Annotated in this window: 16 protein-coding genes; 11 read left to right on the top strand and 5 right to left on the bottom strand. The window is 38.6% G+C overall.

Translation table 11 applies throughout. From position 1 onward, the window contains the following. The first annotated feature begins 16 nt into the window (after window positions 1–16). Both Q0874_RS07215 and Q0874_RS07210 read left to right on the top strand, forming a co-directional pair. Window positions 17–1,138, top strand: a complete 1,122-nt coding sequence (locus Q0874_RS07215) for a PQQ-dependent sugar dehydrogenase (RefSeq protein ID WP_299161218.1) — start codon at window positions 17–19, stop codon at window positions 1,136–1,138. 57 nt (window positions 1,139–1,195) lie between these two features. After that, complete coding sequence (locus Q0874_RS07210; protein WP_299161216.1) at window positions 1,196–1,597, top strand: cytochrome c; 402 nt, start codon at window positions 1,196–1,198, stop codon at window positions 1,595–1,597. A 2-nt stretch (window positions 1,598–1,599) separates the two neighbouring features. On the opposite strand, the gene murQ is transcribed toward Q0874_RS07210, so the two are convergent. Further along, complete coding sequence (murQ, locus tag Q0874_RS07205) at window positions 1,600–2,415, bottom strand: N-acetylmuramic acid 6-phosphate etherase (protein WP_299161214.1); 816 nt, start codon at window positions 2,413–2,415, stop codon at window positions 1,600–1,602. 1 nt (window position 2,416) lies between these two features. Continuing rightward, a complete protein-coding gene (locus tag Q0874_RS07200; RefSeq protein WP_299161211.1) occupies window positions 2,417–3,166 on the bottom strand; it encodes a DeoR/GlpR family DNA-binding transcription regulator in 750 nt (249 codons plus the stop codon). A gap of 185 nt (window positions 3,167–3,351) precedes the next feature. On the opposite strand from Q0874_RS07200, the gene nagB reads away from it, so the two are divergent. From nagB to Q0874_RS07175, 5 genes are all read left to right on the top strand, one after another. Next, a complete protein-coding gene (gene nagB / locus Q0874_RS07195) occupies window positions 3,352–5,295 on the top strand; it encodes a glucosamine-6-phosphate deaminase (RefSeq protein ID WP_299161209.1) in 1,944 nt (647 codons plus the stop codon). 69 nt (window positions 5,296–5,364) lie between these two features. Next, window positions 5,365–6,876, top strand: a complete 1,512-nt coding sequence (locus Q0874_RS07190; protein WP_299161207.1) for a family 10 glycosylhydrolase — start codon at window positions 5,365–5,367, stop codon at window positions 6,874–6,876. A 9-nt stretch (window positions 6,877–6,885) separates the two neighbouring features. Continuing rightward, the gene (locus tag Q0874_RS07185; RefSeq protein WP_299161205.1) at window positions 6,886–8,160 is read left to right on the top strand and encodes an MFS transporter; all 1,275 of its coding nucleotides are present in this window, start codon (window positions 6,886–6,888) and stop codon (window positions 8,158–8,160) included. Continuing rightward, window positions 8,129–9,763, top strand: coding sequence for a glycoside hydrolase family 3 N-terminal domain-containing protein (locus Q0874_RS07180; protein ID WP_299161203.1), 1,635 nt, complete (start codon window positions 8,129–8,131; stop codon window positions 9,761–9,763). Before Q0874_RS07185 ends, Q0874_RS07180 begins: the two co-directional genes overlap by 32 nt. Next, on the top strand, window positions 9,760–10,836 hold the full coding sequence (locus Q0874_RS07175; RefSeq protein WP_299161201.1) for an anhydro-N-acetylmuramic acid kinase: 1,077 nt from the start codon (window positions 9,760–9,762) through the stop codon (window positions 10,834–10,836). Before Q0874_RS07180 ends, Q0874_RS07175 begins: the two co-directional genes overlap by 4 nt. Before the next feature lie 26 nt (window positions 10,837–10,862). On the opposite strand, the gene Q0874_RS07170 is transcribed toward Q0874_RS07175, so the two are convergent. The 3 genes from Q0874_RS07170 to Q0874_RS07160 are packed head-to-tail and all read right to left on the bottom strand — an operon-like array spanning window position 10,863 to window position 14,346. Continuing rightward, a complete protein-coding gene (locus Q0874_RS07170) occupies window positions 10,863–12,404 on the bottom strand; it encodes an acyl-CoA carboxylase subunit beta (protein WP_299161199.1) in 1,542 nt (513 codons plus the stop codon). Window positions 12,405–12,407: 3 nt separating this feature from the next. Then, complete coding sequence (gene accC, locus Q0874_RS07165) at window positions 12,408–13,850, bottom strand: acetyl-CoA carboxylase biotin carboxylase subunit (RefSeq protein ID WP_299161198.1); 1,443 nt, start codon at window positions 13,848–13,850, stop codon at window positions 12,408–12,410. 10 nt (window positions 13,851–13,860) lie between these two features. Next, entirely contained in the window at window positions 13,861–14,346 is a 486-nt protein-coding gene (locus Q0874_RS07160; protein WP_299161195.1) for an acetyl-CoA carboxylase biotin carboxyl carrier protein subunit, read from the bottom strand. A 351-nt stretch (window positions 14,347–14,697) separates the two neighbouring features. Between Q0874_RS07160 and udk the strand changes: the two genes are divergently transcribed. From udk to scpA, 4 genes are read left to right on the top strand one after another with little or no spacing between them, the layout of a single operon-like run. Further along, window positions 14,698–15,306: a uridine kinase gene (gene udk / locus Q0874_RS07155; RefSeq protein WP_299161193.1), complete on the top strand. Its 609-nt coding sequence runs from the start codon at window positions 14,698–14,700 to the stop codon at window positions 15,304–15,306. Further along, complete coding sequence (locus Q0874_RS07150; protein WP_299161191.1) at window positions 15,306–15,638, top strand: septum formation initiator family protein; 333 nt, start codon at window positions 15,306–15,308, stop codon at window positions 15,636–15,638. The genes udk and Q0874_RS07150 overlap by 1 nt, the downstream gene beginning before the upstream one ends. Next, window positions 15,631–17,013, top strand: a complete 1,383-nt coding sequence (locus tag Q0874_RS07145) for a methylmalonyl-CoA mutase subunit beta (RefSeq protein ID WP_299161189.1) — start codon at window positions 15,631–15,633, stop codon at window positions 17,011–17,013. The genes Q0874_RS07150 and Q0874_RS07145 overlap by 8 nt, the downstream gene beginning before the upstream one ends. Next, window positions 17,006–19,156, top strand: a complete 2,151-nt coding sequence (gene scpA, locus Q0874_RS07140; protein ID WP_299161187.1) for a methylmalonyl-CoA mutase — start codon at window positions 17,006–17,008, stop codon at window positions 19,154–19,156. Before Q0874_RS07145 ends, scpA begins: the two co-directional genes overlap by 8 nt. The last annotated feature ends 108 nt before the right edge of the window (window positions 19,157–19,264 follow it).

Below are 19,264 nucleotides of genomic sequence, written 5' to 3'. Positions count from 1 at the left end.
TTTTTAACGCTCTAATATGAAAAATAGTATCAAAGCCCTGTATTTATTCGTTGTAATGACCAACTTGTCTTGTGGACAAAAAGCAAATAATGACGTAAATACACCCAGTGAAACCACTTTTACTGCTGAATTAATAATTGATGGCCTTCAAATTCCATGGGGAATGGTGTTTTTGCCTGATGGCAGTATATTAATTTCCGAAAAATCAGGTGAACTTATTCTCTTTAAAGATGGCCAAAAATCAACGATAACAAATGGCCCTGCAGTCTATAATAGAGGACAAGGCGGTTTATTGGACATAGAACTCCATCCGGATTATGAAAATACTGGTTGGATTTACTTTTCCTTCGCCTCAGAAGAAGGAGAGGACAAAGGTGGCAATACTGCAATTATGCGTGCTAAATTAAATGGCAACTCATTAACAAACAAGGAGATACTATATAAAGCTTCACCTAATACTACAAAAGGACAACACTTTGGATCCAGATTAGAATTTGACGATCAAGGTTATTTGTATTTTTCCATAGGGGAACGCGGGGAACGCGATATAAATCCTCAAGATATCACTCGGGATTGTGGTAAGATCTACCGAATTTATGATGATGGAAGAATCCCTGAGGATAATCCATTTTTTAATGAATCCAATGCCAAAAAAGCTATTTATACTTATGGAAACAGAAACCCTCAAGGTATGGTTAAACATCCGGAAACAGGAGCCATATGGATCCATGAACACGGGCCTCAGGGTGGGGACGAAATAAATATTGTAAAAAAAGGAGCCAACTATGGCTGGCCGGTAATTACCTATGGCATTAATTATAGTGGTACTCCAATAACAGATATAACTGAGATGGAGGGCATGGAACAACCCATTCACTATTGGGTTCCTTCGATTGCACCAAGTGGAATGACGTTTGTAACTTCAGATAAATATCCCGCCTGGAAAGGTAATTTGCTGGTAGGATCACTTTCTTTTCAGTACCTGGAACGCCTTGAACTAAATGGTAATGAGGTTACTTATCGGGAAAAACTTATGGAAGATATTGGCCGGGTCAGAAATGTACGCCAGGGCCCCGATGGCTTTATTTATGTTGCTGTTGAAGGAAAAGGGATTTACAAATTAGTTCCTATACAATAACAACCACTCTAAATGGCTGAATACAAAAAATTGCAGTCTCTATAAAGTATTTATTCTGTGAAGTTTTTTATCAGTAGCTATCTTATCACAGTCTCGTTCTTGGCTTATTTCCTGTTTCAGGATAAGGAGTTGCACGACAGCATTCAAAGGGGTAAAGATATCTATAGTGATTTCTGTGTTACCTGCCACTTAGCAAACGGAGAAGGTGTAGCGTACACCTATCCGCCTCTTGCTAATTCTGATTATTTAATGAACAACCGGGAAGCAAGTATCCAGGGCGTAAAATATGGTCGTATGGGTGAACTTACTGTTAATGGTGTTACCTATAACAATACCATGATGCCTTTAGGCCTGGAAGATGAAGAAATAGCCGATGTTATGAATTATGTGCTTAATTCCTGGGGGAATTCAGGTGCCAAAATGGTCACTGTTCAAGAGGTAAATTCTATTGTAAAATAAACTTATTTTTTAAGTGCATCTAGTGCCTTTTTAACCGATCCGTATTGGTTGAGGGCCTTTTCTGCCTCTTCATAACTCAGATGTAAACCTTCCATTAGATATCGTGTTCCCCTGTCCACTAATTTGTTGTTGCTCAGCTGCATATTTACCATTTTATTTCCCTTCACCCTGCCTACCCTGATCATTAATGCAGTGCTAATCATGTTAAGCACAAGTTTCTGTGAAGTACCACTTTTCATCCGAGTACTCCCTGTAACAAATTCAGGTCCTACATTGATTTCTATAGGGATATCAGATATAGTTGCCAAAGGTGAACCAGGATTATTGGTAATCCCCGCGGTTAATACACCATGTTTTTTTGCTTCGGAAATACCCCCAAGCACATAAGGTGTTGTACCTGATGCTGCTATACCTACAAGAACGTCTTTTTTCGAAATACCATAAGATTTAAGGTCTACCCAGGCCTGTTTAGTATCGTCTTCGGCAAATTCTACTGCTTTTCTAATGGCAGAATCTCCACCGGCAATCAGGCCTATGACCCTATCATGAGGCATCCCATAAGTTGGAGGGATTTCTGAAGCATCTAAAATACCTAAACGTCCGCTTGTTCCTGCTCCTATATAGAACAAACGACCTCCCTCGTAAAAACGCGTTTCCAGAGCATCGACAAGTATTGTAAGCTGAGGAATTACCTTTTGTACTGCCTCTGCCACTTTCCGGTCTTCATTGTTGATATTCTCCAGTATAGATTGGGTGTTCATAAGTTCCAAATCTGTATAATCTGAAGGGGTTTCCGTAATTTTAATATAATCCGACATATTATAGAAGATGAATATCCTGGTTTCTGTAGAGATTAAGAAGATTATTATCTGGTGCCAATTCGGTAATCATTGTGTTAATGGAGTTAATATCACAGGTCTTATATTGATGCTGTGAATTCAGCTTTTCAGATATGCACAAAAGTACCGTTTTTTTGGATGCATTGATAACTGCCTTCTTCATCTGAACAATCTCCCAATCAAACTCGGTTAAACCGTGTATTGCATCAACATAACCGGTTCCTATAAAACTGTAATCAAATCTGATCTCAGATAATTGATGGACTGTATAGGCCCCGATAGATATTTGGGCATCTCTGGAAATCTCTCCTCCTATAAAAATTACCTTAATATTCGGGTTGGAAAGCAATTGCCATGCCACAGGGAGACTTAATGTAAAACATGTAAGCTTAAGCTGTGGCGGAATTAAACGAACAAGTTCGAGACATGTCGTACCCCCGTCAATGAATATGACACTTCCTTCGCGGATAAGACCAATTGCCTTTTGAGCAATAGTTATCTTTTCCTCAAGTGCATAAATGTTTGCATTACTACTCGCCAAGCCGGTAAAGCCCAGAGATATGGCACCTCCATGTACTTTCCGCAATTTGTTCACGGCATCCAGTTCTTTGACATCCCTCCTTGCAGTATCTATCGATACATTCAGTTTTTCTGCTATATCTGTCAACAATATTCGATTGTGAAGCTCTACTTCATTTAATATGGCCAGCTGACGCTCCTCCTTTAACATAAATTGAATCCTATTAATTACTGCTTACAAAGATAGACAAATAAATTTACTTGCTGTTTTTTGCAGTTTATTTCTATCTAAATAGATATAATTGCGTTTTAATGCAAAATATATTGCATTATATCGCACTTTTTGATTTATTTCTTTATCTTTGCGTCAAAGAATCAAAAATACAAGTAGCTAAGATGGCACGAACACTCACAAAACCAAGCGCAATGAACTTTCCAACCGACGAAGAGTCCCGGAAATTTGAAAAAATTAACACCTTCATTCACCAAAGTTCTGAACAGGCATCCTTTTTTGTTGCCAACGAGATTGCAGAACTGATTAGACAGCGTCAAAAGCTGGGGAAAAATGTAGTTTTGGGATTAGCAACGGGTTCCACTCCTACCAAAATGTATGAATTCCTGGTAAAATTTCATAAAGAAGAGGGTCTGAGTTTTAAAAATGTAATCACATTCAACCTGGATGAATACTTCCCGATGGAATCCGATTCTATTCATAGTTATGTGCGCTTTATGAATGAACATTTATTTGATCATATTGATATCAAAAAAAGTAATATCAACATCCCGGATGGGACCTTAGACAAGGAAGATGTTCGGGATTTCTGTGTTAACTACGAGAAAAAAATTATGGATGCTGGTGGTATTGACATCCAAATTCTTGGGATTGGCCGCACAGGACACATAGGATTTAACGAACCTGGTTCTTCCCTAAATAGTAAAACCAGAATCGTCAGACTTGACAGAGTTACGCGACTAGATGCGGCAAGTGATTTTTTTGGTTTGGAAAATGTTCCTACAAAAGCAATTACCATGGGTGTTGGCTCAATTATGGCAGCAAAGCGAATTATTTTGATGGCCTGGGGAGAAGGAAAAGCAAATGTAATTAGACAAGCTGTTGAAGGACCAATAAGAGAATCTGTACCGGCAACTTTTCTTCAGCACCATGACGCATGTGATTTCATAATTGACCATTCAGCAGCTTCCTCCCTTACAAGGATAAGCACGCCATGGCTGGTAAGTGAATGTGATTGGGACGACAAACTAATTAAGAAAGCAACCATCTGGCTTTCTGAAAAACTCAATAAGGCAATCCTAAAAATAACCAATGAAGACTATAATGAGCATGGAATGGGGAATTTAGTTGCCGAAATAGGATCTGCAGAACATATCAATCTAATTGTTTTCAATCAATTACAGCGGACTATTACCGGCTGGCCTGGTGGCAAACCAAATGCCGATGATAGTCAAAGACCCGAAAGAAAAGACCCTTACCCAAAAACTTCTTTAATTTTTAGTCCCCATCCGGATGATGATGTGATTTCCATGGGAGGTACACTTTTAAGGCTAGTGGACCAGGGACATGAAGTTCACGTGGCTTATCAGACTTCTGGTAATATAGCGGTTTTTGATGATGAAGTAATCCGCTTTCTGGATTTCGCAAAGGACGTTCAAAAAGATAACAGTGCTTTACTGGAACAATTTAAGAAAGTAAGGGAATTCATTGATAACAAAAAACCAGGACAGGTGGACAGTCCGGAAATTCAAAATTTTAAAGGCCTAATTAGAAAAGGTGAAGCCCTGGCTGCCTGCAGATACTGCGGTGTTAAAGAAAATAATGCCCACTTTCAGAACCTTCCTTTTTACGAAACAGGAACAGTTAAAAAGAAACCTTATTCTGAAGAAGATATTCAGATAACTTATGATCTGCTTAACAAAGTAAAACCTCACCAAATATTTGCGGCGGGAGATCTTTCTGATCCACATGGCACTCACCGTGTATGTCTCCAGATTATTTACAGCGCTATTGACCGGTTGGTGGAGGAAAAAGCAGAATGGATAAATGATTGCTATGTTTGGCTTTACAGAGGCGCATGGCAGGAATGGGATATTGCAGACATGGAGATGACCATACCTATTGGCCCAAAAGATATGGAACGCAAAAAGAGTGCTATTTTTAAGCATCAATCCCAAAAAGACAGTGCTATGTTCCCAGGAAACGATCAAAGGGAATTCTGGCAAAGAGCGGAACAACGCAATACAGAAACCGCTGAAAAGTACAACGCATTGGGAATGGCTGAATACGAGGCCATGGAGGGATTTGTTCGTTATAAATTCAATTAATAATCTTAGGCTAAATAAACCTGCCTCTTCCAACGAAAAATAGAAGAGGCGGGGAATTAAACGCAATTGATGCTAAAAAAATTAGGGATCTTTATTTTAATCTCACTGTCATCTTGCAGCCTGATTAAACACAAAAATACAATCCCTAAAACGGAATTCAGGGCAGTTTGGATCGCCACAGTGGCCAATATCGACTGGCCTCAAAGAGGAGGTGATCCCTGGGAAAAGCAAAAAGAAGAATACCTGCGTATTCTGGATTTTTATAAAGATCTTAATTTTAATGCCGTTGTCGTACAAATACGCACCGCTGGTGATGCTTTCTACGAATCAAATCTTTCGCCATGGTCGCGTTTTTTAAGCGGAGAAGAAGGCATTGCCCCGGAAACAGATCAAAACCCCTTGAAGTGGCTCATAAGAGAGGCCCATATTAGGGGTTTTGAATTTCATGCCTGGCTTAACCCATACAGAGCCACCTTCGACATGAATACTGAGGTGCTTTCGGAATCTCATGATTACTTTAAGCACCCGGATTGGATGATTAGGTATGGTAAAAAATATTATTATAACCCGGGATTACCTGAGGTGCAGAAACATATGGTTTCCATTATTGAAGAAGTGGTTAACCAATACGATATAGACGCCATTCATTTTGATGATTACTTCTATCCCTATACGATTAATAATGAGGTATTTAATGATTCATTAGCCTATTTTTCCAATAACCAAGCGCAACTATCTCTGGAAGATTGGCGTAGAAGTAATATTGATACACTAGTGAAGCAGGTCCATCAGGTGATAAAAGAACAAAAACCCTGGGTGCAATTCGGTATAAGTCCGTTTGGGGTTTGGAAGAACATAGCTACCGATCCAAAAGGTTCAAACACGAAAGCCGGCCAAACCACTTATGAAGATCTTTATGCAGATCCGATTTTATGGATGGAAAAAGGGTGGATAGATTATTTGGTCCCCCAGATATACTGGAGCTTAAAGTTACCGGTAGCCTCTCATCGGATACTCATTGACTGGTGGGCAGAAAATCATAAAAACTCAAATCTTTACGTAGGTAATGGTGCTTATAAAGTAAGAAATAACAGCGACAAAGCCTGGAATAAGATGAAAGAATTACCAAAACAATTGCAGCTGGCAAGAAAAACAGAAGCTGTTCAGGGTAATGTCTTTTTTAGTGCCAGATCACTTATGTCCGGCAACGAGGATGTCGTAAAATATATCAAAAATAAATTGTACTCCTATCGCTCCTTTACGCCTGTTTCACCATTAATTATCTATGAAGACCAACCTTTACCGGAATTGGATATTATACTTGATAAAGACAATTATCTAAAATTTACTTTCAAATTCGCGAGCAAAGAAATTATCCGATTTGCCACTATTTATAATATAAAAAATCCTAATAAACCACCACTCTGTAAGCCTGAAAATATTATCGGCCAAATATTCATGGATAACAGCAACTCCTTCAACCTTGGAAAAGGGCTAATCGACCAAAGAAAAAATATTGCAGTCACTTTTACCGATAAGTTTAGAAAAGAAAGTAAGCCAATTGTCATACATTTAGACTAAATAACCAACATGATACAAAAAAATAAACGTGCCTGGATCTGGATACCTGTGCTCTATTTTACCCAAGGCCTCCCTTTTGTTTTAGTTGTTACTGTATCCGTTATTATGTACAAAAAACTTGGCATAAGTAATGCGGATATTGGTCTGTATACCAGTTGGCTATATCTTCCGTGGGTCATAAAACCCCTGTGGAGTCCTTATATAGACATTATAAGCACTAAGAGAAATTGGTTTTTATTTACACAACTTCTGGTTGCCTTGGCCCTCCTCGGAGTGGGATTATTTCTTCCGACCAACATATTTTTTATTACCACTTTGGCCTGTTTCTGGATGGCAGCCTTTGCCTCCGCCACAAATGATGTTGCCTCCGACGGTTATTATATGATAGGTTTAACTCAGGATAGACAATCTTTTTTTGTTGGTATTCGGAGCACTTTCTACAAGCTGGCCAATGTTACCGGACAAGGGCTTTTGGTTATTCTGGCCGGGTTTTTAGAAAATTATTATGGAGATAATACCAAGGCATGGTCCGTTACTATGATATGTGCTGCACTATTAATGTTTGGTTTAACGCTTACCAATTTTTTTGTGACCCCAAAATTTGAATCTTCTGAAGCTATTGAGAAGCAGAAACCTGCCGGTTTTTTTGAAGTGTTCTCTACATTTTTCAATAAAAAAGGCATGGGTATCGCATTGGCGTTTGTTCTTTTCTTTCGCTTAGGAGAATCACAATTGGTGAAAATGTCTGCCCCTTTTTTCCTGGATTCCACAGCTAAAGGTGGCTTGGGATATACCACTTCCGAGGTTGGTTACATCTATGGCACTATAGGTGTTATTATGCTTACCATTGGGGGAATTTTAGGCGGGGTATTGATTTCAAAGGACGGCCTAAAAAAATGGATGTTACCCATGGTACTTTCCATAAATATTCCCAACGCATTTTATGCTTTCCTGGCAATAACAAATACTACAAATAAGTTCGCCGTTATAACCACTGTGGTTTTGGAACAGTTTGGTTATGGTTTTGGGATAGCTGGTTTTATGGTCTATCTGATTTATATCGCTGAAGGAGCCTCTAAAACCTCACACTATGCAATTGCTACAGGGTTTATGGCTCTTGGTATGATGCTCCCCGGTCTGGTTAGTGGGTATGTTCAGGAATGGCTGGGCTATGATGGATTCTTTATATGGGTGGTGATAGGTGCACTTCCGGCAATATTCATTTTAAAATACTTAAAATATCCAGCAGATTATGGAAAAAAAGGAGCAAGTCCGGAGGCATGATAATATGGACTATCCAACAGCTAAAAAAACACTCACGCTAAAGGAAAAAGTTGGTCAGCTTTTTATGCCTGCCGCATTTATCAATGACAGCGAAGAAGAAATAGTAAAGCTACAAGATTTAATAGCAAAACACCATATTGGAGGGCTTTGTTTTTTTCATTCCAGGGCTAGTGCCGCAACTAATTATGAAGGGAAGAAAAAGGTAGTTTACAATAAGAATAGTTATGACGTTCTGAAAAACCTTATTAGACGTTACCAGGAAGTTGCCAAATACCCCTTATTAATTAGTATTGATGCTGAATGGGGATTGGCGATGCGAGTCGAAAACACGCCCCAATACCCATATGCCATAACTCTGGGTGCAATAAATGACAATGACGAAGATATTACAGAAGTTGGCAGAAATATCGCCATTGACTGCAAGCAGGCAGGAATACATTGGAATTTTACCCCTGTAGCCGACATTAATAGTAATCCCGAAAATCCAGTGATAGGGTATAGATCATTTGGAAATGATAAATTTAATGTTGCCCGAAAATCTCTCGCTTTAGCTAAAGGGCTGCAAAGTGAAGGTATCCTTACCAGCGCTAAACACTTTCCGGGGCATGGGGATACAGCTACAGATTCTCATCTGGGCCTGCCCGTGATCAACAAATCCAAAGAGGAGCTTTTTGAGAACGAGCTGTTTACTTTTAATCACCTAATACAAAACGGGATCGAATCTATTATGGTCGGGCATCTTGCTGTACCCAGCCTCGCTGATGGCTCAATGGAACCTTCTTCCATTTCAAAGAAAATAATTAAAGGGGTCTTACGAGAGGAAATGGGATTTCAGGGGTTAGTGGTATCCGATGCATTGAATATGCATGCTGTTTCCAAAATGTTCCCAACAAAAGGCGAGTTAGAATGGGTAGCGTTTGATGCCGGTAATGATGTTTTATGTTTCGCTGAGCATGTTGCTGAGGGTATAGAGACCATTTTACAAAATGCAGCAGAAGAACAAATTGAATTGAGCTTTGAAAGAATTTGGAAACTAAAGGAAAAGGCGATCAACAAAGCAACGAAAAATTCAGAGCTGGGATTATCAGACCCGGTTGCACTAAATCTAAGGCTTGCTCAACACAGTCTTACCCTGCTTAAGGGTTCGCCAAAGGATATAAACTCATTTGCGATTAATAAGTTTACTGGCATTGAAATAGCTTATGAGAACAATAATTCTTTTTTTCAATTTATAAAAAAGGATATTGAATTTGATTGTTTTTCCACCACTGAGTATAAAACAGAATTTATCAGGAAAAAAGTGTCCGATATTCAAAATGTCTTGATTGCGTTGTATCCTCCAATGGTAAAACCCCAAAACAATTTTGGTATTTCTGAAGAGCATTTAAGGTTCCTAAAAGAAATAATTGAAACAAAAAACGTTATTTTATATCTATTTGGAAATCCTTATGTTTTAAACCTTCTTCAAATAAAAAAAGCAATGGCCGTAGTGCTGGCATATCAAAATTTTGAAGTTTTTCAGCAGAATGCGGCACAACACTTTTTAGGAAAGGTAATAGCTAATGGTAGCTTACCGATAACTCTTGATGAAATAATATCATGAAAATTCACAAAGTTTTGGGCCTGATGTCAGGCACCTCTCTGGACGGACTCGATCTGGCTTATTGTCATATCTGGAAGAAACTTGATCGATGGAAATTTGAAATTAAGGAAACGCGAGCCATCAGCTATGATGCCGATATGCGCAGTAGTTTGCAAAATTCAATAGATCTGCCGGCAGATGAATTATTAATATTACATAACACTTACGGAAGCTGGTTAGGGCAGCAGGCCAGAGAGTTTATTGAAGAAAAAGATCTTGAAGTAGACATTATATCCAGTCATGGCCATACAACACACCACCAACCGGAACAGGGGTTAACATTTCAGATTGGATCCGGACAACATCTTGCAAACGTCAGCAGGCATAAAGTTGTCTGCGATTTTAGATCCAATGATGTTTCGCTAGGTGGAGAAGGGGCTCCTCTGGTACCTATTGGAGATCTGCTTTTTTTTGGCAATTATGATTTTTGCCTGAATCTGGGTGGAATCGCCAATGTATCGTTTGAATACGAGGGGAAGCGCATAGCCTATGATATTGGATTGGCAAACATGATATTAAACCACATAACACAAAAAATTGGACTTTCTTATGATAATAATGGTATGCTGGCCAGCAAGGGTAGTATTAACAATACTATGCTGGAACAATTAAATGAGCTATCATATTACAAGTTGCCTTTTCCAAAATCTACCGGATACGAATGGTTCGTAGAAAAGGTTTTGCCTGTAATAAATGCTGCGGAGGATACCACAGAAAACTTATTACATACAGCAGTGCATCATATCTGTGAGCAGGTTGCTATGCAAATAAAAATGTATGCAAACAAAGATCAAAGTACTCTTTTTGTCACAGGAGGCGGTGCTCTAAACCAGTTTATGATGGAACTACTACAGTTAAAATTGGCGCCAGCGGTAAGTCTTGTTATTCCATCAAAGAAATTAATAGAATACAAGGAAGCATTGATCTTTGCATTAATGGGGATACTGCGCGTTGAGCAGGAAATTAATGTGCTTAAAACAGTTACAGGAGCTTCTAAGGATTCGTCAAGCGGAGTAATATATTTACCTGCTTAACTTATAATTAGAACTCTTTTTAAATATTATAACGGAATATTTCCATGTTTTCGTTTTGGGGCAGATACTTCCTTATTCTCAAGCATGCTAAAAGCCTTGATTAGTTTTCTCCTGGTACTTTTTGGTAAGATCACTTCATCAATAAAACCTCTTCTGGCTGCCCTGAATGGATTTGCGAATTTTTCGGCATACTCTGTTTCTTTCTCTGCCAGCTTCTTTGCCGGGTCCTTTGCAATCATGATTTCTTTCCTGAAAATAATCTCACTCGCCCCTTTTGCACCCATCACAGCGATTTCTGCTGAAGGCCAGGCAAAGTTAAAATCTGCACCAATATGTTTGGAATTCATTACGTCATAAGCTCCGCCATAAGCCTTCCTGGTAATAACGGTTACCCTGGGAACAGTGGCTTCACTAAAGGCATAAAGCAGTTTAGCACCATGCACAATAATACCATTCCATTCCTGATCCGTACCTGGTAAAAATCCTGGTACATCTTCCAATACCAATAAAGGAATATTGAAACTATCACAAAATCTCACAAATCTGGCTGCTTTCACTGAACTATTTACGTCCAAAACCCCGGCAAGAAACATTGGCTGATTGGCAATTATACCTATACTTCTGCCAGCCAGCCTGGCAAAGCCTACAATAATGTTTTCGGCATAATCTTTATGAATCTCATAAAAGGATTCTTCGTCAATAATACCATTAATGACATTATGCATATCATATGGCTTATTCGTATTATCAGGAATAATATCCGAAAGTTCATCGCGTACCTCATCACCCAACTCATAAGGTAAAGAAGCTGGTTTCTCCCTGTTGCTCTGGGGCAGATAACTCAGCAATTTTTTAACATCTTCCAGACAAATCACGTCATTAGCAGAGGTTTTATGTGCAACCCCGGATTTAGTGGAGTGCGTACTTGCACCACCCAGTTCCTCTGAAGTAACTTCTTCATTAGTAACGGTCTTTACCACGTTTGGTCCTGTTACGAACATATAACTGGTTTGCTCCACCATTATGGTAAAATCTGTCATAGCCGGTGAATAAACTGCGCCTCCGGCACAAGGACCCATAATGGCTGAGATCTGTGGTATAACTCCGGAAGCCTGAACATTTCTATAAAAAATATCGGCATATCCCCCTAAAGATTTCACCCCTTCCTGTATCCGGGCACCTCCCGAATCGTTTAAACCAATAACAGGAGCGCCAACCTTCATGGCCAGATCCATTACTTTACAAATTTTCTCTGCATGAGTTTCAGATAAGGCACCTCCAAATACAGTAAAATCCTGGGCATATACATAGACCAAACGACCATTAATGGTTCCATATCCGGTTACCACCCCATCACCAAAGTAAATTTCTTTATCCATCCCAAAGTCGGTCGCACGGTGGGTTACCAAAATACCCATCTCTTCAAATGAACCTTCGTCCAATAAATAATTTACCCTTTCACGCGCAGTTAGTTTTTGCTTCTGGTGCTGTTTATCTATTCGTTTTTGTCCCCCACCCATATGCGCAAGGGATATTCTTTCTTTTAATTTTTCTAAATTAAGGTCCATATATTAGTTTGTTGGTATTCTTAAGATTTTCTGATCTTTCAAATATTGTTTAACTGCTAGTACTGCAGCAATTCTGGCTTCTTCTTTCGCTTTCTTATTTAGCACATCCGGAGAATAATAGTTTTTAACAAAATGAGTGTCAAAATTCCCAGATCTGAAAGCCTCATGTTCAAAAACGAATTTACCAAAAGGCAGCGTGGTCTGGACTCCTTCTATTTGATAATCCTCTATGGCCTTAAGCATGATTTGAATAGCTTCATCTCTGTCCTTGCCATATGAGATTAATTTTGATAACATTGGATCATAATAGATTGGAACATCCATTCCTTCTTCAAAACCATTATCCACACGTACACCTTTTCCTGTGGGTAATTTATAGGTTTCTAAAGTACCCACGCTTGGCAAGAAATCATTAAGCGGGTCTTCGGCATAAACCCTTAGTTCTAAAGCGTGGCCATTGATATGGAGATCCTCCTGTTTAATGTTCATTGCTTCTCCCCTTGCGATTTTAATCTGAAGCTCTACAAGATCCACCCCGGTGATCAATTCTGTAACCGGGTGTTCAACCTGAAGCCTGGTATTCATTTCCAGGAAATAAAATTTATGCTCAGCATCCATCAGGAATTCCACTGTCCCCGCACCCAGATAATCACATGCTTTTGCAACCTTGGTTGCTGCAATACCCATTTCTTTTCTTAACTCCGGTGTAAGAACAGAAGAAGGTGCCTCTTCAACTACTTTTTGGTGCCTTCTTTGAATGCTGCATTCACGTTCAAAAAAATAAAGGATATTCCCATGGCTGTCTGCCATGACCTGAATCTCTATATGTCTTGGAGAGGTCACATATTTTTCAATAAACACTGAACCATCACCAAATGCCGATGTGGCTTCGCTAATTGCCCTGTTCATCTGCGATTCTAATTCCTTTTCTTCCTCAACCACCCTCATTCCTTTTCCACCTCCGCCAGCGGAAGCTTTTATTAAAATAGGGAAACCAATTTCTTTAGCAATTTCCTTAGCTTTCTTTATATCAGTAATAGCCTCATCGATCCCGGGAACCATGGGAATATCGTAATTCTTAACAGCTTCCTTGGCGGCCAGTTTACTACCCATTACGCGAATAGCTTTTGATTTTGGACCTATAAATATGATATTATTTCTTTCTACTTCTTCCGCAAAATCAGCATTTTCACTTAAAAACCCATATCCGGGATGAATCCCGTCTACATTAAGTTTTTTGGCTACTTCAATAATCTTTGATCCCAACAAATATGACTGATTTGAAGGGGCTTCGCCTATGCAGACCGCCTCATCGGCAAACTTTACATGGGGTGCATTCCTGTCTGCCTTGGAATAGACAGCCACGGTTTTAATCCCCATCTTTTGAGCAGTTTGCATTACCCTGATAGCAATTTCCCCTCTGTTTGCAATTAATATTTTTTTCATAAATGATTTCTTATTCAAATTCAATCAATAATTGATTTTTATCAACTGTTTCACCTTTCTTTACAGTAATACTTTTAATAATCCCATCCCTTGGGGAGGTAATTACATTTTCCATTTTCATTGCCTCAAGTATCAATAAAGGATCATCTTCATTAACCTCCTGTCCTGTTTGAACATGTATCTCTAATATAAGACCTGGCATCGGAGCTGAAATAGAATCAATATCTTTAGCAGAAGAAAGTGCAAAACCCATTTCGCTAATCAAAAGGTCCAGACCATCAGAAATAACAACTGCATAAGAACTGTTGTTAATATTAACCCCATAATTTTTACGATAAAAATCCTTTTTGGTAATCTCGGCTGCAAAGGATTTATTTTGCTTTAAGATATGATACGAATTGGGTGAAGTTTGTAAGGCATCTATTTCCAGGATGTCATCACTGGTTATCTTAAACTCATGATTACCGTCTACGACAACCTTAAACCAATTTTTCATAGATGTTTTAATTAAATCTGGTTAAAATAATTTTTTAGAAAGACCTTTAAGTTATATAAAATTTTATGATTCCTATCAGAATTAAATGGCAATTATTTTAGGTGAATTTTGGTAATAAATGTGAATTGCCAAAGCTCAATACTTTTTTCCATAATAAATGTCTTAATTATCTCAATTCTGATCAACTTATCATTTCATTTTCACAAAATTATCCCTAAATTATTAAGCTGCACATGAAAATTATCATGTAATGAACAAATTTGTTGCTTTAATTATGCTGTTAGAAATGGAAGACGATTGTCTGGATAAATATCATCCCAAATCTGTATTTTTGATACAAATTGAACCAATATGTTAATAATAGGAATTGCGGGAGGAACAGGATGCGGTAAAACCACAGTTGTTAATCAAATTATTAACGAACTTCCAAATGAAGAAGTTGGTTTAATATCACAGGATTCCTATTATAATGACCTGTCGAACCTGAGTTTTGATGAGCGTTCAAAAATTAATTTTGACCATCCCAGGGCAATTGACTTTGAGCTTTTGGCAGAACATCTTAACCAATTACGTCGTGGAGAACCCATTGATCAACCAGTATACTCCTTCCCAAAACACAATAGAACTAAAGATACGATAAGAACGCACCCGAGAAAAGTAATGATCATTGAGGGAATTTTGATCATGACAAACCCACTTATCAGGGAAATGTTTGATATCAAGATTTTTGTTCATGCCGATTCTGATGAACGACTCATAAGGAGACTCAAACGGGATATAAATGAAAGAGGAAGAGATTTGTCGGAAGTTTTAAACAGGTATCAGACCACTTTGAAACCTATGCATGATCAATTCATAGAACCTACCAAGGAATACGCAGACATAATTATTCCTAATAATAAATACAATACGGTAGCCGTAGATATTGTGCGCACTATCATTAATGAAAAATTAAGCTAATGGGTTTAAAAGCTATCAGAGATAAAAAATGGTTTGGTATACTTACAAATATCTATGTACTGGTGTTAACCGCCTTTGTGATATGGATGGCTTTTTTTGACACAAACTCCTTACTTATTCATATGGAATTGAGAAAGGAAATCAAAAAATTGGAAAAGACACAGGAATTCCTGAAAGAAGAAATAGCCAAGGATAAAAAAATTATTGAACAACTCTCGGATCCCAAAGAATTGGAAAAATTTGCTCGGGAAAACTATTATCTTAAAAAAAAGAACGAGGAAATTTATTTGATTGAGTACGAGGATAGTACAAAACAAAAAGGAAATGAATAAAGAAAAACTGTTTACTGATTTCCCGTCTGTTTCCAGGCAAGCCTGGAAGCAAAAAATACAGGCAGATCTAAAAGGAGAAGATTACAATGAAACGCTGATATGGGAATCACCGGAAGGCATTAAAGTGAAACCCTTTTACATGGCCGATGATCTGGACGGAAGCCCGATAAGTTCTCCTACTACAGGTTCTGACTGGCTAATTGGACAGCACATTATCGTTACAGATGGCGCCGAGGCCAATCTAAGGGCTAAAAAGGCCATAAAAGGCGGTGTTGAGAGTTTGATTTTCACCCTGGCCCATCCAGATTTGAAACCAAATGAGATCTTAAAAGGTATTGATATTAATACAATCCCTGTACACTTTCAATTTCAATTTCTATCTGTTGCGTATATCAAGGATCTTCTTTCATATACAGATAACTCCAAAGGGAATATTTATTTTCATATTGACATTCTGGGTAATTTTTGTAGAACTGGAAATTGGTTTACTGATTTTGAATCAGACCATTCTGCCTTAGTAGAAATTCTAAATAAAGCTGAAAACACACCAACCTTAAGCATTGATGTTTCACTCTATCAAAATGCAGGAGCCAACCGGACGCAGCAACTAGCTTATGCTATTGGACACGCAACTGAATACCTTAACTTCTTGAATAAGAAAAAACTATTACGCTCTGATCTGAAGGTTTGCTTTAAAATGGCTGTAGATGGAAATTACTTTTTTGAGATTGCTAAATTAAGGGCCCTACGCCTGCTCTGGAAAACCCTTGCAGTTGAATTCGGAATTCAAACAGATTGTCATATTTTGGCTTGCCCCTCAAAGCGAAACAAGACTATCTATGACTACAATGTAAATCTACTCAGGACTACTACAGAATGTATGTCTGCAATTCTTGGTGGGGCTGATACAGTTTATAATTTATCATATGACGCTATATATCATGAAAACAATGAATTTGCGGACAGAATATCCAGAAATCAATTGCTGATTTTAAAGAGTGAGAGCTATTTCGACAAAATCGCGAATCCCTCAGACGGCTCTTATTACATAGAGGTGCTTACGCAACAACTTGCAGATAAAGCATTGGATATTTTTAAACAAATTGAGCAAGGTGATGGCTTTTTAAAACAATTAAAAGCACATAATATTCAAAGGAAAATCAAGGAAAGTGCACTTAAACAACAAATTCGTTTTGACGCCGGAAATGAAGTATTGGTAGGCAGCAATAAATACCTCAGCGAAATGGATAAAATGAAGCAGGAATTACAAAGAAATCCTTTCACCAAAAATGATCCCAGGAAGACCATTATTGAACCCATATTGGAGATTAGATTATCAGAATCATCAGAAAAAATAAGATTGGATCATGAGTAGAAAACAACTGCAACACTTAAGTTTAAAACCTCTTGATTCTAATGGGGAAAACGAATCAGAAAAACCAGACTTTCTAACTGCTGAAGATATCCCGGTAAAATCCATTTTTTCAAAAAATGACATAGGAGATTTGGAGCATCTAAATTTTGCAGCCGGCATTGCCCCAAATTTACGAGGCCCATATTCTACGATGTATGTACGAAGACCATGGACCATAAGGCAGTATGCTGGTTTCTCTACGGCACATGAAAGTAATGCCTTTTACAGGCGCAATCTGGCAGCCGGTCAAAAAGGTCTTTCTGTTGCTTTTGATTTGCCTACCCACAGAGGATATGACAGTGACCACGAACGTGTGGTTGGAGATGTAGGTAAGGCAGGGGTAGCTATTGATTCTATTGAGGATATGAAAATATTATTCGAAGGTATTCCCTTGGATAAGATGTCTGTATCAATGACAATGAATGGTGCGGTACTGCCAATTATGGCTTTTTATATAGTTGCCGCAGAGGAACAAGGAGTGTCTCCCGAACAACTCGCAGGGACCATTCAAAATGACATATTAAAAGAATTTATGGTTAGAAATACTTACATCTATCCGCCTACTCCTTCTATGCAGATAATTGCAGATATTTTTGAATTTACCAGTAAATATATGCCAAGATTTAACAGTATAAGTATTTCCGGTTATCACATGCAGGAAGCTGGCGCTACTGCCGATATTGAACTTGCCTACACTTTGGCTGATGGACTAGAATATATAAGAACTGGTTTAAAAGCAGGACTGGATATTGATCATTTTGCCCCCAGACTTTCTTTTTTCTGGGCTATCGGGATGAATCATTTTATGGAAATTGCCAAAATGAGGGCGGGAAGAATGCTTTGGGCTAAACTTGTAAAACAGTTTAATCCTAAAAATCAAAAATCATTAGCACTTAGGACTCATTGTCAGACCAGTGGTTGGAGTCTTACCGAACAAGATCCCTTCAACAATGTTGCAAGAACTACCATCGAGGCGTTGGCGGCTGTCCTGGGAGGCACTCAAAGTCTCCATACTAATGCATTGGATGAGGCTATTGCCCTACCCACTGACTTTTCCGCGCGTATTGCCAGAAATACACAGATCTATCTGAAGGAAGAAACAAAAATCACAAAAACAGTCGACCCCTGGGCCGGGAGCTATTATGTAGAATATTTGACAAATGAATTGGCGAAAAAGGCCTGGGATCTTATTCAGGAAGTTGAAGAGCATGGCGGTATGACCAAAGCAATCGAAGCAGGTATACCCAAAATGCGGATTGAACAAGCTGCGGCTAAAAAACAGGCTCGTATAGACAGTGGACAAGATATCATTGTTGGCGTCAACAAATATCAGTTGGAAGAAGAAGATGAATTGCAGATTTTGGAGGTAGATAATGCAGAGGTACGAAGACAACAAATAGAACGATTAGAAATATTAAAACGGGAAAGAGACAACGATAAAGTAAAACGAATCCTGAAAAAATTAACTCAAGCTGCTAAAGATAAATCAACTTCAAAATCAGGTCAGGATGAAAACAATTTATTAGCTTTAGCGATAGAAGCCGCCAGAGCTAAGGCTACTTTGGGAGAGATTAGTGATGCTCTGGAAGTAGCTTTTGGAAGGTATAAAGCAAAAATTCAATCGTTTACGGGAGTGTACGCAAAAGAAATTAAGGACGACCAAAGTTTTAAAAAGGCCAGGGAATTGGCGAATAAATTTGCAGCGCAGGAAGGTCGAAGACCTCGGATTATGATTGCGAAAATGGGTCAGGATGGGCATGATCGAGGGGCCAAAGTTGTCGCTACCGGATATGCAGATCTCGGATTTGATGTTGATATAGGACCCTTATTCCAAACACCTGCTGAAGCAGCAAAACAAGCTGTGGAAAATGATGTCCATATTCTGGGCGTTTCTTCATTGGCTGCAGGACACAAAACCCTGGTACCACAGGTTTTGGAGGAGCTGAAAAAATATGGCAGAGAAGATATCATGGTAATTGTAGGAGGTGTTATTCCTAAACAGGATTATAAATATTTATTTGATGCCGGAACCGCAGCTGTATTTGGACCAGGCACCAAAATAAGTGATGCAGCTATCCAAATACTTGATATTTTAATAGATTAATTGGCTGGGATACCAGGCCCAGTTCGCTAATCGCAATACTTTAACCAACTTTAACGCTTTTGTCAGAGTTATTCACTTTGTGTTAACAAAATACTTTTTTGGGCATTG

This window comes from uncultured Eudoraea sp. (assembly GCF_947490415.1).
Classification (GTDB): Bacteria; Bacteroidota; Bacteroidia; order Flavobacteriales; family Flavobacteriaceae; genus Eudoraea.
The sequence above is the reverse complement of the archived record's forward strand: the minus strand, read 5'-3'. Positions and strand labels throughout refer to the sequence as shown.

Coding starts and splice junctions, on each gene's coding strand:
- Q0874_RS07215 (WP_299161218.1), top strand. CDS start 17: ATGAAAAATAGTATCAAAGCCCTGTATTTATTCGTTGTAATGACCAAC.
- murQ (WP_299161214.1), bottom strand. CDS start 2,415: ATGTCGGATTATATTAAAATTACGGAAACCCCTTCAGATTATACAGAT.
- Q0874_RS07200 (WP_299161211.1), bottom strand. CDS start 3,166: ATGTTAAAGGAGGAGCGTCAGCTGGCCATATTAAATGAAGTAGAGCTT.
- nagB (WP_299161209.1), top strand. CDS start 3,352: ATGGCACGAACACTCACAAAACCAAGCGCAATGAACTTTCCAACCGAC.
- Q0874_RS07190 (WP_299161207.1), top strand. CDS start 5,365: ATGCTAAAAAAATTAGGGATCTTTATTTTAATCTCACTGTCATCTTGC.
- Q0874_RS07185 (WP_299161205.1), top strand. CDS start 6,886: ATGATACAAAAAAATAAACGTGCCTGGATCTGGATACCTGTGCTCTAT.
- Q0874_RS07180 (WP_299161203.1), top strand. CDS start 8,129: ATGGAAAAAAAGGAGCAAGTCCGGAGGCATGATAATATGGACTATCCA.
- Q0874_RS07175 (WP_299161201.1), top strand. CDS start 9,760: ATGAAAATTCACAAAGTTTTGGGCCTGATGTCAGGCACCTCTCTGGAC.
- Q0874_RS07170 (WP_299161199.1), bottom strand. CDS start 12,404: ATGGACCTTAATTTAGAAAAATTAAAAGAAAGAATATCCCTTGCGCAT.
- accC (WP_299161198.1), bottom strand. CDS start 13,850: ATGAAAAAAATATTAATTGCAAACAGAGGGGAAATTGCTATCAGGGTA.
- Q0874_RS07160 (WP_299161195.1), bottom strand. CDS start 14,346: ATGAAAAATTGGTTTAAGGTTGTCGTAGACGGTAATCATGAGTTTAAG.
- udk (WP_299161193.1), top strand. CDS start 14,698: ATGTTAATAATAGGAATTGCGGGAGGAACAGGATGCGGTAAAACCACA.
- Q0874_RS07150 (WP_299161191.1), top strand. CDS start 15,306: ATGGGTTTAAAAGCTATCAGAGATAAAAAATGGTTTGGTATACTTACA.
- Q0874_RS07145 (WP_299161189.1), top strand. CDS start 15,631: ATGAATAAAGAAAAACTGTTTACTGATTTCCCGTCTGTTTCCAGGCAA.
- scpA (WP_299161187.1), top strand. CDS start 17,006: ATGAGTAGAAAACAACTGCAACACTTAAGTTTAAAACCTCTTGATTCT.